Annotated in this window: 12 protein-coding genes; 3 read left to right on the forward strand and 9 right to left on the reverse strand. The window is 68.0% G+C overall.

Annotated elements, in window-relative coordinates; all coding sequences use genetic code 11:
• Positions 1-2: 2 nt before the first annotated feature.
• From AC1RQG_RS23285 to tal, 9 genes are all read right to left on the reverse strand, one after another.
• The gene (locus AC1RQG_RS23285; protein WP_493134995.1) at positions 3-926 is read right to left on the reverse strand and encodes a copper resistance D family protein; all 924 of its coding nucleotides are present in this window, start codon (positions 924-926) and stop codon (positions 3-5) included.
• A complete protein-coding gene (gene copC, locus AC1RQG_RS23290) occupies positions 927-1,295 on the reverse strand; it encodes a copper homeostasis periplasmic binding protein CopC (protein ID WP_493134997.1) in 369 nt (122 codons plus the stop codon).
• 18 nt (positions 1,296-1,313) lie between these two features.
• On the reverse strand, positions 1,314-1,646 hold the full coding sequence (locus AC1RQG_RS23295) for a copper-binding protein (protein WP_493134999.1): 333 nt from the start codon (positions 1,644-1,646) through the stop codon (positions 1,314-1,316).
• A gap of 113 nt (positions 1,647-1,759) precedes the next feature.
• A complete protein-coding gene (locus AC1RQG_RS23300; protein WP_493135001.1) occupies positions 1,760-3,511 on the reverse strand; it encodes a methyl-accepting chemotaxis protein in 1,752 nt (583 codons plus the stop codon).
• 158 nt (positions 3,512-3,669) lie between these two features.
• Positions 3,670-4,743 (reverse strand): patatin-like phospholipase family protein, encoded by a 1,074-nt coding sequence (locus tag AC1RQG_RS23305; protein ID WP_493135003.1) that lies wholly within the window; start codon positions 4,741-4,743, stop codon positions 3,670-3,672.
• A 7-nt stretch (positions 4,744-4,750) separates the two neighbouring features.
• Positions 4,751-6,241, reverse strand: a complete 1,491-nt coding sequence (locus tag AC1RQG_RS23310; RefSeq protein WP_493135005.1) for an efflux transporter outer membrane subunit — start codon at positions 6,239-6,241, stop codon at positions 4,751-4,753.
• Positions 6,234-9,386, reverse strand: a complete 3,153-nt coding sequence (locus AC1RQG_RS23315) for an efflux RND transporter permease subunit (protein ID WP_493135007.1) — start codon at positions 9,384-9,386, stop codon at positions 6,234-6,236. Before AC1RQG_RS23315 ends, AC1RQG_RS23310 begins: the two co-directional genes overlap by 8 nt.
• Before the next feature lie 15 nt (positions 9,387-9,401).
• Complete coding sequence (locus tag AC1RQG_RS23320; protein WP_493135009.1) at positions 9,402-10,655, reverse strand: efflux RND transporter periplasmic adaptor subunit; 1,254 nt, start codon at positions 10,653-10,655, stop codon at positions 9,402-9,404.
• Between the two features lie 206 nt (positions 10,656-10,861).
• Positions 10,862-11,797 (reverse strand): transaldolase, encoded by a 936-nt coding sequence (gene tal / locus AC1RQG_RS23325; RefSeq protein ID WP_493135011.1) that lies wholly within the window; start codon positions 11,795-11,797, stop codon positions 10,862-10,864.
• A 307-nt stretch (positions 11,798-12,104) separates the two neighbouring features.
• Between tal and AC1RQG_RS23330 the strand changes: the two genes are divergently transcribed.
• The 3 genes from AC1RQG_RS23330 (at position 12,105) to AC1RQG_RS23340 (ending at position 15,031) form a co-directional block, all read left to right on the forward strand.
• Entirely contained in the window at positions 12,105-13,478 is a 1,374-nt protein-coding gene (locus AC1RQG_RS23330; RefSeq protein WP_493135098.1) for a GNAT family N-acetyltransferase, read from the forward strand.
• 12 nt (positions 13,479-13,490) lie between these two features.
• Positions 13,491-14,099, forward strand: a complete 609-nt coding sequence (locus AC1RQG_RS23335; RefSeq protein ID WP_493135013.1) for a class I SAM-dependent methyltransferase — start codon at positions 13,491-13,493, stop codon at positions 14,097-14,099.
• Between the two features lie 335 nt (positions 14,100-14,434).
• The gene (locus AC1RQG_RS23340) at positions 14,435-15,031 is read left to right on the forward strand and encodes a hypothetical protein (RefSeq protein WP_493135015.1); all 597 of its coding nucleotides are present in this window, start codon (positions 14,435-14,437) and stop codon (positions 15,029-15,031) included.
• The last annotated feature ends 23 nt before the right edge of the window (positions 15,032-15,054 follow it).

Raw genomic sequence — 15,054 nt, forward strand, 5'->3', positions numbered from 1 at the left:
CCTCACTGGGCCATGGGCGGCTGCTGCGTTATCAGTGCCGACGCGGCCAGCAAGGCGCCCAGCAGGACCGCGCTCTCCACCCGCAGCACGGCGCGGACCCGCAGCAGGCCACGGTGTGACCGGCTGGCGGCGGGCAGGCCTGCCAGTTTGTTGTAGCCGCCGAGCGCGACGGCGGCCATCACCAGCGCGACCTTGGCCAGCAGGATCGCGCCGTACGATGTATGCAGCAGGTGCTCCTGTGTTCCCACCCGGCGCCATGCGCTGTACACGCCGGTGATGACGATCGCGATCACGGCCGCCATGGCCGCTTGCGACATGCGGTTCAGGTAGGCGTCCTGGGCGCTGTTCCCCATGCCGACGCCGCTGCTGCTGCCGCTGGCGCCGATGCGCGCATCGGCCAGCGCGAACCAGCCCGAGACCAGCACCGCGCCCGTCCAGACCGCGATGGCCGAATAGTGGATCGCCTCCGCCGCCAGCGCCACGGACCAATAGCCATCCTCGCCGGCGTGCCCCATCGATGCGCGTGTGAGCGCGAACAGGACCAACGCCAGCAAGGCGCCGCTATCGCCGGCGCGGCCGGCGGCGCCGGTCCAGCGCAGAATAAACAGCGCCACCATCGCCGCGACAGTGACGCAGCCGGCGCGGCCATAGTCGGTGCCGGTCAACATGACCCAGAACATGGGACATGCTTCGCGCAGCCCGACATCGCCCATGATCGCGGTGGCGGCCAGCAGCCCCGCCGTGCCGCTGACGACGGCCAGGCCCGCCGCCATCAGATCCAGCCGGCGCAGCGCCGCTTCGACCTCATGCCGGCTGGCGCCGCTGGCGCGCATCCAGCGGCGCGCGAGCCAGGCGCCCGCGAGCCACGTGAATCCGGTATTGAGCAAAAACGCGGAGGCTATCTGCAGCAGCGCGACCGCATCCACTCACTTCACCGTGAATTTGAATTCGCCCTTGCGGCGATGCCCGTCATGTCCGGCCACGGCCCAGTTCACCGTGTAGGTGCCGGCCGCCAGCGCCGGCACGGTCAGCCGCAGCATGGCCGGGTTGGCGCCGTCCACCCTGGCCTTGTCCGCCGCCACGTTCTTGCCGTGGATGTCGGCGACGGTGACGCTGCTGAAAGCCGGTTCGATCTTTTCGTTGAAGGTGAGCGTCACTTCGGCAGGGGCGGCGGTGACGGTGGCGTCCGCCGCCGGGGTGGAGCTTTTCAGGCTCGCATGGGCGGCCGCGAACGGGCTGGCCACCAGGGCGGCTGCCAGGGCGGTGATGGTCACGATGGTGCGTAATGCTCGCATGGTCGCTGCTCCCTGTGCTTATTTCACGACCGTGATGGTGCTGACGGTCAGCACGCCGCCCACCATGTTGGCGACAAAGCGTACCTTGTCGCCCTGCTTGACCTGATCCAGCATGGCCGGGTCCTGCGCCTTGAAGATCATCGTCATGGCGCCCATCCCGAGGTTCTTCAATTCGCCGTGCTTGATGGTCAGCGTTCCCGCTGCCTTGTCCACCTTCCTGATTTCGCCCTCGCTCATGGCCGCCGCGGGAGCGGCGGTTGCGCTGGCGTGCTGCGCGTGGCAAAGCGGGCTGAGTGACGCGAACGTCCCGGCGAGGATGGTGGACAGGACAACGTTGTGCAGGTGTTTCATTGCGCTTCCTTTTTGCATTGAGTGATGTCGGCGACACTACACCTTACCATCGCGGGAAGGTCAAGTACCTGCGCCGGCCATCACGTCAGCGGAAGCGAAAAAAATGACGGGGATCAGAACTCTTCCCAGACCTGGTCGGCGCCGACGGTGGCCGTCTTGCGGGGACTGGCTTTGGGCGGGGTGGGCGAGGCGACGGCGGCCAGCCGCCGGGCCGCCGGCGCTGCCGGTGGCGCTGGTTTCCTGGGCGCCGCCACCGCCGCCACGCGTGCGTGCGCGGGCGCCTGCGCCGGCGCCGGCGCCGCCAGCATGGCTTCGTCGCCCAGCTTGAACGATGCGGCCACTTCGGCCAGCCGCGCGGCCTGCTCCTGCATGCTGGCCGCAGCGGCGGCGGCTTCTTCCACCAATGCCGCGTTCTGCTGGGTCACGTGGTCCATCTGCGTGATGGCCGTGTTGACCTGGTCGATGCCCGTGCTTTGCTCGCTGCTGGCGGAGGTGATCTCGCCCATGATGTCGGTCACGCGCTTGACGCTGGCCACCACCTCCTGCATGGTGCTGCCGGCCTGCTGCACCAGCCGCGCGCCCTGGTCCACCTGTTCCACCGAGTCGCTGATCAGGGCCTTGATCTCCTTGGCCGCGCCGGCGCTGCGCTGGGCCAGGTTGCGCACCTCCGTCGCCACCACGGCGAAGCCGCGCCCCTGTTCGCCGGCCCGCGCCGCCTCCACCGCCGCGTTCAGGGCGAGGATATTGGTCTGGAACGCGATGCCATCGATGACGCCGATGATGTCGACGATCTTCTTGGCCGAGGCGTCGATGGAGCCCATCGTGTCGACCACCTGGCCGACGATGGCGCCGCCTTTCTCCGCCACGTCCGACGCGGCCTGCGCAAGCTGGTTGGCCTGGCGCGCGTTCTCGGCGTTCTGGCGCACGGTGGACGTCAGTTCCTCCATCGACGATGCCGTCTCCTCCAGCGAGCCGGCCTGCTGCTCGGTGCGCATCGACAGGTCCTGGTTGCCGGCCGCGATCTGGGACGAGGCGGTGGCGATGGTGTGCGTGCCTTGCTGCACCTGGCTGACCACGTTGCGCAGCGCGTCGTTCATGCCGTGCAGGGCTTTCATCAGATCGCCGATCTCGTCGCGCGAGGTTTCGGCGTCGAATCTCGTGGTCAGGTCGCCCGTGGCCACGGTGCTGGCCACCCCCACCGCCGATTGCAGCGGCGCCGTGATGCTGCGCGAGATGATCCACGCGGCCAGGCTGCCGACCACGATCAGCAGCACCGACAAGATCGTCTGCAGCAGCATGCCCCGGTCATTGGCCGCCTCGATCGCCAGCGCCGTGTCGTCGATGGCCTTGCGCTGGTAGGCCAGCAGTTCCTTCACCTTGTTCTGGTAGGCCGTGGCGGCCGGCATGAACGTTTGCTGGTACAGCCGCTCGGCCTCGGCCGCGTCGCCCTTTTTGCGGGCCGCCATCACGGCGTTCTTGGACGACTGGTAGGCGTTGCGCAGGCCGATGGCCTGGTCGTACATGGCCTTTTCCTCGGGCGTGGCCAGCAATTCCTTGATGCTGGCGAGCAGGGCGGAGCCTTGCTTGACGCTGTCGGCGATCACGTCGGCGAAGGTGACGGACAACGTCTCGTCCGTGCTGCGGGCGATCAGCGCCGTGCGCGCGATGGCCGAGTAGATCAGCACGTACCAGTCCGACACGATGCGCTCCTTGGCCAGCGGTTTGGCCATCATCAGCTTGGTCGCCTCGGCGTTGGCGCGGGCGTCCACCAGCGCGACGGAGGTGGCGAACACGGACATCAGCAGCACGGCGGCGAAGCCGATCGACAGGCGGGTGCGGATGCGCAGGTGGGACAGGAATCTCATGACGTGCTCCCTGAAAGGCCGGCCTGCCACAGGGGATTTTTGGGGGCGGCGGCGCTGTTAGTATGCGCTCAAGCGCCGCCATGCGGGATGAAATTTTCTGTCGTGATTGTTGCTTTTTCGAAACAATATTTCATTTTGAAAAGGACAGCGCGGCGCGCTCAGAACGCCAGCGTTTGCCGCAGATCGGGCCGTTCGCACCAGCGCGCCAGGGCCTCGGCCATGCGTTCGCTTTCGGCGATGGCGCGGCTCCAGTCGCGGTTGCGGCCGGCGTGGTCCTGGCCGTAGAACTTGAAGTCGCGCCGGTCCGGCAGCTTGCCGTTGGGGAGGCTGGCCACGAACGCCGGCGAGGGCGAGACGAGGACCACGTTCTCCAGCGCCGCGTCGCGCGCGCGGCGCCACGGCAGGGACTTGTCGAGCCAGCCGGGCACGATGTGATCGGCGAAGTGCGGGTACAGCACCAGGCCGGGATCGCGCTGGTAGGGCAGGTGCAGGTGGTAGTCGATCAGGCCGCCGTCCCAGTAGTCGCCGGCCGGCGCGCCGGCGATGCCCGACACGGCCTGCAGCACCAGCGGGATGGAGCCGGAGGCCAGCAGCGCGTCGCGCAGGTTGGCGTCCGACAGGCCGACGAAGTGGCCGGCGAAGGCGTCGAACGGCTGGCGCAGCCAGTCGGCGTCGTCGCGGCCATCGTGGAACACCACCCGCTCCATGGAGGCGGCCAGCCGGTCGCGGGCGACGGCGTTGCTGGCGGCGGCGCGCAGGAAGCCGGCCAGCTCGCGCCAGCGCACGCCGCCGGTGCCGGCCAGCGGGCCGGCGCCGCGCACGGTGAGCACGGCCAGCCGGTGGCCGGGATGGCTGAGGACCTCGGCGCCGCGTCCGTCCAGCACTTCATCGAGCAGTGCGCGGCAGGTGCGGGTGACGTAGGCCGCGTCCACCTTCGCCGGATAACGCTGGGCCGCGTACAGGCGGGCCAGCCGGCGCTGCGCGGCCACCGGGTCTTTGAAGGCGGCGGCCGCCATGCGCCAGGCGCCGATCGAGGCGCCCACCAGCGTGCGCTGGCGCGGCGCCGACGGCAGCCAGGAGCCGAACAGCCAGCAGTCGATGCCGTTCAGGATCAGCCCCTTGGGGCCGCCGGCCGCGGCGGGGATGATGGCCACGTCGGCCGGCCGCAAGCCATCGGCGGCGATGCGCTCGCGCGCGCGCCGGCCCAGGCGGATGGTGATCGGTGACGTCACGGCCGCCTTACTTCAATCCGCCGCCCAGCGCCCGGTACAGGTCGATGGCGCTGGTGGTGCGCAGCAGGCGCGCCTGCACCAGCGACTGCTGGGCGCTGAACAGCTCGCGCTGGGCGTCGAGCACGTCGAGCGAGCTGGCCACGCCGTTGGCGAAGCGCAGTTCCAGCAGCCGCAGGCGGTCGGCCTGGGCGTCCTGGACGGCGCGTTGCGCCGTCACCTGGTCGCCCAGGTAGCTGCGCGCGGCCAGCGCGTCGGCCACTTCGCGGAAGGCCACCTGGATGGTCTTCTCGTAGTCGGCCACGGCCAGGTTCTTGCGCACCTCGCTCAGATTCAGGTTGGCGCGGTTGCGGCCGGCGTCGAAGATCGGCAGCACCAGTTGCGGCGCGAACGACCAGCTGCCCGAGCCGCTGTCGAACAGGCCGCCCAGCGTGGGGCTGCTGCTGCCCACGGCCGCCGTCAGGCTCACGCGCGGGAAGAAGGCGGCCCGCGCGGCGCCGATGTTGGCGTTGGCCGACTTCAGGCGCTGCTCGGCGGCGCGGATGTCGGGCCGGCGCGTGAGCAGGTCCGACGGCAGGCCGGCCGGCAGCGCGCTCATGGCGTCGATCTGGGCGTCGCTGGCCAGGGCGCCGGCGTTGTTGGCTTTGCTGGCATGGTTGGCAGCGTTGGCGGCGCCGTTGGCATTAGCGGTATTCGCGGCGTTGGCGGCGTTGGCCGGGGCGGGCGGCTGGCCCACCAGCAGCGTCAGCGCGTTCTCGGCCTGCGCGCGCTGGCGCGCCAGCGTGAGCGCGGACGCGCGCGCCGTCTCCATCAGCGTTTCGTTGGTGCGCAGGTCGAGCAGCGACGAGGCGCCCACGTTGGCGCGCTGACGCGTCAGGTCGTAGGTGCGCTGGCGCGTCTCGAAGCTTTGCTGGGCCAGCGCGTACTGCTCGGCGTAGGCCCGCTCCGTGTAATAGGCCTTGGCGACGTCGGCCACCAGGGCGATCTGCACCGCCTGGCGCGCTTCGTCCGTGGCCAGGTAGGCCGCCAGCGCGGCGTCGTTCAGGCTTTTCACGCGGCCGAAGAAGTCCAGCTCGAAGGCCGGCATGGACAGGCCGGCGTCGTAGCGTTTGCCGATCGTGGTCTGGCCGCTGGAGGTGAGGAAGGCCGGTGTCTTGGCGCGCGTGTCGGTCACGCTGGCGTTCACGTTGGGCAGCCGGTCGGCGGACTGGATGTCGTACTGGGCGCGCGCTTCCTCCATGCGCAGGGCGGCCGTGCGCAGGTCGCGGTTGTGCTCCAGCGCCGTGGCGATCAGCTGTTGCAGGCGGGCGTCGGCGAAGTAGTCGCGCCAGCCCGTGTCGGCGGCCGCTTTGCCGTCGGCGGCGCTGTCGGCGGCCGACGCTTCGGGCCAGGTGGCGGCCACCGGCGCGGCCGGCGTTTGCAGGGTGGGCGCCAGCGAGCAGGCCGACAGCAGGCCGGCCGCCACCAGCGCGGTCAACAGAGTGTGGCCGGGCTTAGTCATGTTTTTTCTCCACAGGCAGGTCCAGTTCATGTGCGGCCAGACGGCGCTGGCGTTCGCTGCCCTTGAATATGCGGCGGATCACGACGAAGAACACGGGCACCAGGAACACGGCCAGCACGGTGGCCGTGATCATGCCGCCCATCACGCCGGTGCCGATGGCGCGCTGGCTGGCCGAACCGGCGCCGGTGGCCACCACCAGCGGCAGCACGCCGAGGATGAAGGCCAGCGACGTCATGATGATGGGGCGGAAGCGCAGGTGCACCGCTTCCAGCGTCGATTCGATCAGGCCTTTGCCCTGCGCCTGCAAGTCCTTGGCGAACTCGATGATCAGGATCGCGTTCTTGGCCGACAGGCCGATGATGGCGATCAGGCCGACCTTGAAGTAGACGTCGTTGGGCAGGCCGCGCAGGGTGGCGCCCAGCAGCGCGCCCAGCACGCCCAGCGGCACCACCAGCAGCACCGCCACCGGGATCGATTCGCTCTCATACAGCGCGGCCAGCACCAGGAAGGCGGCCAGCAGCGACAGCGCGAACAGGGCCGGCGCCTGCGAGCCGGAGGTCTTTTCCTCCAGCGACTGGCCGGTCCATTCGATGCCGAAGCCGGGTGGCAGCTGTTCGGCGAGCTTCTCCAGTTCGGCCATGGCTTCGCCGGTGGAGCGGCCGGGGGCGGCGTCGCCGGTCAGCTTGATGGCGGGGTAGCCGTTGTAGCGCACCAGCTGCACGGGGCCGTTGATCCAGTGCGAGCGGGCGAACGACGCGAACGGCACCATGGCGCCGCTGGCGCTGCGCACGTTGAGCTTCATCAGGTCCTCCGGCTGCAGGCGCTGCGGCGCGTCGGCCTGCACGATCACGCGCTGCTGGCGGCCGGCGCTGGCGAAGTCGTTCACGTAGGACGAGCCGAGCGAGATCGACAGCATGCTGTTGATGTCGGCGAAGGCCACGCCCAATGCGTTGGCTTTCTCGCGGTCGATGTCGAGCTGCAGCTGGGGTGCGTCTTCCAGACCTTCGGGGCGCACGCCTTTCAGCACCTTGCTCTTGCCGGCCAGTTCCAGCAGCTGGTTGCGGGCGGCCAGCAGGGCGGCGTGGCCCTGGCCGCTGCGGTCCTGCAGGCGCGCCGTGATGCCGGTGGCGTTACCGAGTTCGCGGATGGGCGGAGGGCTGAGCGGGAACACGATGGCGTCCGAGATGCCGGACAGGGCGCCGAACGCGCGCTGCGCGATGGCGGTGGCCGACTGGTCCGGCCCGCGTTCGCTCCAGTCCTTCAGCGGCACGAACACCAGGCCCGCGTTCTGGCCGTTGCCCGAGAAGCTGAAGCCGGCCACCGCGATGGTGCGCGCCACGCCGGGCTGTTGGCGGAAGTAGGCGTCCACCTTGGCCAGCACGGCGGCCGTGCGGCTGGTGGAGGCGCCGGCCGGCAGCTGCACGTTGGTGATCAGGTAGCCCTGGTCCTCATTGGGCAGGAACGACGACGGCAGGCGCGCGTACAGCCAGCCCACCACGCCCAGGATCAGCGCGAACACCACCAGGTAGCGGCCGGTGCGGGTCAGGATCTTGGCGATCATGCCCTGGTAGCCGGTGGCCGTGACGGCGAAGCGGCGGTTGAACCAGCCGAAGAAGCCGCGCTTCTCGTGGTGATGGCCCGCCTCGACCGGCTGCAGGATGGTGGCGCACAGGGCCGGCGTGAGCGACAGCGCCATCAGCGCCGAGAACACCATGGCCGACACCATCGACAGCGAGAACTGGCGGTAGATGGCGCCCACGGCGCCGCCGAAGAAGGCCATCGGGATGAACACGGCGATCAGCACCAGCGTGATACCGATGATGGCGCCCGTGATCTGGCCCATGGCCTTGCGGGTGGCGTCGCGCGGCGACAGGCCTTCCTCGCTCATGATGCGCTCGACGTTCTCCACCACCACGATGGCGTCGTCGACCAGGATGCCGATCGCCAGCACCATGCCGAACATGGTGAGCACGTTGATCGAGAAGCCGAACACCTGCATGGTGGCGAAGGTGCCCATCAGCGCCACCGGCACCACGATGGTGGGGATCAGCGTGTAGCGTATGTTCTGCAGGAACAGGTACATCACGAGGAACACCAGGATCACCGCCTCGACCAGCGTTTTCACCACTTCCTCGATGGAGATCTTGACGAACAGCGAGGTGTCGTAGGGCACGGTGTACTTGACGCCGGGCGGGAAGTATTTGGCCAGCTGGTCCATCTTGTTGCGCACCGCCGTCGCCGTCTGCAGCGCGTTGCCGGACAGGGACAGCTGCACGCCGATGGCGGAGAACGGCGCGCCGTTCAGGCGCGCGTTGATGCTGTAGCTGGCGCCGCCCATCTCGATGCGGGCCACGTCGGCCAGCCGCACCAGCGAGCCGTTGGGATTGGCGCGCAGCACGATGCGGCCGAATTCGTCCGTCGAGGACAACTGGCCGGTGACGACGATGGGCGCCGAATAGGTTTGCCGCGCGGGGCTGGGCAAGTCGCCCAGCGTGCCGGACGCCACCTGCGCGTTCTGGGCCTTGATGGCGGCCGTCACGTCGGCCATGGTCATCTTCAGGCCCACCAGCTTGGCCGGGTCGATCCAGATGCGCATGGCGCGCTCGGTGCCGAACAACTGGGCCTGGCCCACGCCGGGGATGCGCTTGATCTCGTTGACGACGTTGCGGGCCAGGTAGTCGCCCAGCGCGGTCGGATCGAGCTTGCCGTCGGTGGACGACAGGCCGACGAACATCAGGATGTTGGAGCGCGCCTTGTTGACCTGCACACCCTGCTGGGTGACGGCGGCCGGCAGGCGCGATTCGACCCGCTTGATGCGGTTCTGCACATCCACCGCCGCCAGGTCGGGATTGGTGCCCGGCTGGAAGGTGACGGTGATGGTGACGGCGCCATTGGCCTCGCTCTGGGACTCGACGTACTGCAAGCCGTCGGCCCCGTTCATTTCCTGCTCGATCACGCTGGTGACGGCGTCGTCCAGCACCTGCGCCGTGGCGCCGGGGTAGTTGGCCGTGATGACGATGGACGGCGGTGCGATGGTCGGATACTGGGCCACCGGCAGCGTGGTGATGGCCAGCGCGCCGCCCAGCAGGATGAACAGCGCGATCACCCACGCGAACACGGGGCGGTCGATGAAGAACTTAGGCATCTGTGCTCCCCGCGCTTATTTGGCTGCTGCCGGCGCGGCGCCGGACGCGGCGGAAGCCGAGGCCGACGCGGAGGCAGCAGCCGGAGCCGACGCCGACGCCGAAGCCGACGCCGAAGCCGAAGCCGAAGCTGGCCCCTGCCACGGCTGCGGCTTGACCTGCGCGCCCGGCTTGGCCTTCTGGAAGCCTTCCACGATGATGCGTTCACCGCCTTTCAGGCCCGAGCTGATGACCCAGTTCTGGCCCTGGGCGCTGTCGGCCACCACGGGCTGCGATTGCACCTTGTCGTCGGGGCCCACCACCAGCACGGACGCGCCGTCCGGCCCGCGCACCACGGCCTGCTGCGGCACGGTGATGGCGGCCTCGCGCACACCCTGTTCCAGCCGCGCGCGCACGTACATGCCCGGCAGCAGCGTGTGCTGGGGATTGGGGAACTCGGCCCGCATCGACACGGCGCCCGTGCTTTCATCGACCGACACGTCCGAGAACAGCAGCTTGCCCGGCAGCGGGTAGGGTTGGCCGTCCTCGGTCACCAGCGTGACCTTGGCCTGGCCCTTGCCGGCGCTGGTCAGTTTGCCGCTGGCCAGCGCGCGCTGCAATTGCAGCAGCTCGGTGGACGACTGGGTGATGGTGACGTAGATCGGGTCGATCTGCTGCACGGTGGCCATCGGCGTCGCCTCGCCCTGGCCCACGAGGGCGCCTTCCGTCACGAGCGCGCGGCTGGCGCGGCCCGAGATGGGCGCGGTGACGGTGGCGTAGCCGAGCGTGAGGCTGGCGTTCTGGCGCGCGGCGCGGGCCGTGGCCAGGTCGGCGGCGGCCTGCTTCTGGGCCGTGACGGCGTCGTCGTATTCCTGCTGGCTGACCGCTTGCGCGGCCAGCAGCGGCTTGTAGCGCTTCACTTTGAGATCGGCCTGGGCCACGTTGGCCTCGGCCTTGGAGACGGCCGCCTGGGCGCTGTCGTACGAGGCCTGGAAGCTGGCCGGGTCGATCCGGAACAGCACCTGTCCGGCCTTGACGTCGCCGCCCTCGGTGTAGACCCGCTGCAGCACGATGCCGGCCGTGCGCGCCCGCACCTGGGCCGTGCGCGACGCCTCCAGCCGGCCCGGCAGCTCGGTGCTGAGCGTGACGGCGGCGGGGGCGACGGTGATGGTGGCGACGGTGGCCGGCGGCGGCGGGCCGCCATTGCCGGCGGCCTTGTCGCCGCAGGCGGCCAGCGCGGCCAGGGTGAGGATGGAGAGGGCGACAGACGTGCGGCGCGGGACTGATCTCATGGATGTCTCGTTAAATTGGAATGGTTGGCTGTGCTGGTCCCTGGCGCCTGGTGGGGCAGGGCGGGTTGCAGCATTGTAATACAGCAATTCAAGTAACGTTTTGTAACCGACAATCGTGGAAACGGCGGCGGGGACGGCGCCCGCGCCCGGCAAGTGCCGGGCCGCGCGCGCCGTCCCCGCAGGCAGGCAACGAGGGGGGGGGCCGCTCAGCGCATGCCGGCGATGATCTGTTTCAGCTTGCCCGAGTCGGCGCAGAAGGCGCGGATGCCTTCGGCCAGTTTTTCGGTCGCCATGGCGTCCTCGTTGAGCATGAAGCGGAACGATTTCTCGTCGAGCGACATCTTGCCGCCGGTGGTGGCCGGCGCGCTGTCGGCCGACAGCTTGCGGGTGACGGGGGCGTCGCTGCTGGCCAGCTGTTGCAGCAGGTCGGGGCTGATGGTGAGCAGGTCGCAGCCGGCCAGTTCCAGGATCTGGCCCGTGTTGCGGAAGCTGGCGCCCATCACCTCGGTCTGGTAGCCGAACTTGCGGTAGTAGTTGTAGATGCGCTTGACCGACTGCACGCCCGGATCGTCGGCCGGTTCGTATTCGATGCCGGTGGACTTCTTGTACCAGTCGTAGATGCGGCCCACGAACGGCGAAATGAGCTGGGCGCCCGCTTCCGCGCAGGCGATGGCCTGGCCCAGCGAGAACAGCAGCGTCATGTTGCAGTGGATGCATTCCTTCTCCAGGATTTCCGCCGCGCGGATGCCTTCCCAGGTGGCGGCCATCTTGATCAGCACGCGCTCGCGGTCGAAGCCGGCCGTCTCGTACAGGTGGATCAATTCACGGGCCTTGGCCACCGAGCCTTCCGTGTCGAACGACAGGCGGGCGTCGATCTCGGTCGAGACGCGGCCGCTGACGATCTTGAGGATCTCGCCGCCGAAGGCGATCAGCAGGTGGTCGATCACGTCGCCGGTGGCGGCGTTGGGGTTGTCGCGCACGGCCTTTTCCAGCAGCGGCTTGTATTCGTCCTTCTGGACCGCCTTCAGGATCAGCGACGGGTTGGTGGTGGCGTCACGCGGGGTGTAGGCCTTCATCGACTGGAAATCGCCGGTGTCGGCGACGACGGTGGTGAATTGCTTGAGCTGTTCGAGTTGGTTCATGTGCGGGCCAAAAGAGGTAAGTGAAATTGCAACAGCTATCTTAGCGTATTGTCCTCGCCCTTGGTCAATTGCTAAATGCGGAGCGCGTGATGTCACGCTCCGCCAAACCACAGCCCGCTCATCGGTGGGCCAGGGCGGCCAGCATGCCGTGCAGTTCGCGCAGGAAGGCCGACCGGCGCGGTGGATTCAGCGGTGTTGCCATCTTGATCTCCTTGTCGATTTGGTTTGCCTATTTTGTACTGTTCCTGCTGTGGGATAAATACGTATAATCGAATTGAGTATTCCAAAAATGGAGCAATGATTGGATGTGCTGAACTACATGCGGCTGTTCGTGGAAGTGGCCCGGCGCAAGAGCTTCCGCGCCGCCGCCGACGCGATGGACATGCCCAATTCCACGCTGTCGCGCAATATCGCGGAACTGGAAAAGATCATCGGCCTGCGCCTGCTGCACCGCTCGACCCGCAAGGTGGAGCTGACGGCGGCCGGCGAAGTGTATTTCAAGCGCTGCCAGAGCATCGTCGAGGAAGCGCTGTCGGCGCACCAGGCGCTGCGCGACGTGTCCGAGCGGCCCATCGGCACCTTGCGCGTGTCGATGACGTCCGACTTCGCGATCGGCTACCTGGCGCCCATCCTGGGCGAGTTCGCGCGCGCCTATCCGCTCATCAAATTCAACTTCGACATCACGGTGCGGCCCGTGGACCTGCAAACGGAACCGATCGACCTGGCCATCCGCATGGGCCGGCCGCCGGCCGGCCCGAACTCGCTGGTGGTGCGCCAGATCGCCACGCTGCCGCGCTACCTGTACGCGGCGCCCGAGTATCTGGCGCGGGCGCCGAGGTTGCTGCACGCGAGCGACCTGTCCAGCCATTCGCTGTGCGTGGGCCGGGGCGCGGCGCGCGAGACGGACGTGTGGCGCCGCCTGCATCGCGGCGGCGAGACGGTGGAGGTGATGGGCGGCTCGCGCTTCGTCAGCAACAGCGCGGAGGTGAACCGCGCCATGGCCGCCAGCGGCATCGGCATCGCCGGCCTCGATCCGCGCATCGTGCGCCAGGACGTGGAGGCGGGGCGGCTGGTGCGGGTGCTGCCGGAGTGGCAGCTGGAGCCGACCCACGTGCACGCGATCACGGACACGCGCCACCTGCCGGCGCGCACCAAGCTGTTCATCGCCTTCCTGATGGAGCAACTGGGCAACCAGATCTCGATCGCGCAGGAGGACCCCGAGACGGCCGACGCGCAACTGCTGATGGACGAACTGTCCGGCATCCTGGCCGCGATCACGGGCAGCAGCGGCAAGGCCTCGTTCGACGTGGCCGATGTGCGCGGCGAGACGGCCTGCTTCGCCGTGGCGCGCAACCTGCAGGGCGTGGCGATCGGCTGCGGCGCGTTCCGGCCGCTGCAGCCGGGCGTGGCCGAGGTCAAGCGCATGTACGCGCGCGCCGGCAACGCGGGCACGGGACGCGCCATTCTCGCCTTCCTCGAGCGCGAGGCGACGGCGCGCGGCTACCGCGAAATGTGGCTGGAGACGCGCGCCGTCAACCGGCGCGCCGTGCAGTTCTACACGGCCGCCGGCTACACGCCGATCGACAATTACGGCAAATACGCGGGCAACCCGCTGGCTGTGTGCTTCGCCAAGCAGCTCGGTTTCAGCGCCGGCATCGTGTTCGGCGCCCAGTCATCCTGAAGGACGTTCGCCATGACCTTGCATGCCAGCGTGGAGTTTTTCGATACCCAGTTCCAGCGCCAGATTGCGCAGCATGAGTTCGCGCTCAACCCGTTCGAGCAGGCCGCGTTGCCGCATCTGCGCGGGCGGATACTGGACTTCGGCTGCGGCATGGGCAACCTGGCCGTGCAGGCGGCGCGGGCCGGGCACGAGGTGCGCGCCTACGATGCCAGTCCGGCCGCCATCGCCCATCTGCAGCAACTGGCGCGCGACGAAGGATTGCCACTGCACGCGGCCGTGGCCGACCTGCGTGAAATGCGATTGCACGAGCAGTTCGACACGGTGGTCTGCATCGGTCTGTTGATGTTCTTCGATTGCCCCACGGCGCTCAGTCAGTTGGCCCATGTGCAGTCGCTGCTGCGGCCGGGCGGTGTGGCCGTGGTCAACGTGCTGACCGAGGGGACGACCTACTTGGACATGTTCTCGCCGGCGGGGCACTGCCTGTTCAAGCCCGGCGAGCTGCTGGCGCAGTTCGACGGCTGGCGCATCCTCGCGCACGAGCAGCACAGCTTCCCCGCGCCGGGCGGCACCGTCAAGCAGTTCGATACGGTGATCGCAGAGCTCATCCAGACTACGCCTTGAAAAAAGATCTTTGACGGATTGTGGGGAATTCCGGGCGCTTCCGCGCCTTTTTCGATAGTGGCAAGTCCGCAGGACACAGGGTGGTCATCTTTTTTTTCTCCCGCTTTTACTAAAACGCGCGATTCGCCGTGAGATCGCTATGGGAGCCACGATTTCGCTCTGATTAGCGGAATATCGTGGAACTAAAGCGCACTAAACACCTCTAACGACTATATAGCCGTTTAGCGGAGTTTAGTGTTGCCGCAATGGCTGATTTAGTGCGCGATAGCGCGTTGCAGTGGTCCCTCGCGGGGACTAGCTGCGTTTATAAAATCGCCCTCTCAAGGAGCACCACCATGGCTGTCTACGAAAAGCAGGTCCGTCTGCCGTCCGATGTGCTGGAAGAATTGGGGGACCACTCAGGTCGTTGGTGGTCGGACCCCGCGCTGGAACCGATCATCGTCGAGGCTATCCGCGCCTACATCAAACCGCCGCAGGGAAAGCGCCAGCAGCCGACGGACTCGGATACGGGCGGCTATCAATGGAAGCAGCTGTTTCTTCCGGCCGGAACCAAGCTACGTGCCAGTTTCGGCGGCAAGCGCAGTTTCGCTGTCGTTGTCGGCGATGACGTCTTGTGCGAAGGGCAGGCCGTCTCGCCGTCAGGCTTCGCCAACCAGCACGGGAGCGGCAACCGCAACGCGTGGAAGGTCATCTGGCTGCGTTTCCCCGGCAGTGAGCAATGGTTGCTGGCCGATGTTTGCCGGGCACAGCAGAGCGCTGCCATCGCGCGCCTGTTCGGTGGTGTTGCGCAGACAGCCGATCGCGCCACACTGGCCGGCCCACCCAGCGCGGCGGAGATGGTCCATATTGATGACGACCAGCGTAAGCATGGTGCGGCAAGAAGTGCTCGCCGCAAGCGCAAGGCACAAAAGCACGTTCCTGGAAATCCGTGAAGAACTTGAACATAGTGCCGATA

The sequence above is a fragment of the Rugamonas sp. GW822-FHT03B10 genome (genome assembly GCF_058801745.1).

What these genes read in the sequence shown, in the direction of transcription:
- AC1RQG_RS23320 (WP_493135009.1), bottom strand. Translation starts at nt 10,655, where the DNA reads ATGAGATCAGTCCCGCGCCGCACGTCTGTCGCCCTCTCCATCCTCACC.
- AC1RQG_RS23295 (WP_493134999.1), bottom strand. Translation starts at nt 1,646, where the DNA reads ATGAAACACCTGCACAACGTTGTCCTGTCCACCATCCTCGCCGGGACG.
- copC (WP_493134997.1), bottom strand. Translation starts at nt 1,295, where the DNA reads ATGCGAGCATTACGCACCATCGTGACCATCACCGCCCTGGCAGCCGCC.
- AC1RQG_RS23310 (WP_493135005.1), bottom strand. Translation starts at nt 6,241, where the DNA reads ATGACTAAGCCCGGCCACACTCTGTTGACCGCGCTGGTGGCGGCCGGC.
- AC1RQG_RS23335 (WP_493135013.1), top strand. Translation starts at nt 13,491, where the DNA reads ATGACCTTGCATGCCAGCGTGGAGTTTTTCGATACCCAGTTCCAGCGC.
- AC1RQG_RS23300 (WP_493135001.1), bottom strand. Translation starts at nt 3,511, where the DNA reads ATGAGATTCCTGTCCCACCTGCGCATCCGCACCCGCCTGTCGATCGGC.
- tal (WP_493135011.1), bottom strand. Translation starts at nt 11,797, where the DNA reads ATGAACCAACTCGAACAGCTCAAGCAATTCACCACCGTCGTCGCCGAC.
- AC1RQG_RS23315 (WP_493135007.1), bottom strand. Translation starts at nt 9,386, where the DNA reads ATGCCTAAGTTCTTCATCGACCGCCCCGTGTTCGCGTGGGTGATCGCG.
- AC1RQG_RS23340 (WP_493135015.1), top strand. Translation starts at nt 14,435, where the DNA reads ATGGCTGTCTACGAAAAGCAGGTCCGTCTGCCGTCCGATGTGCTGGAA.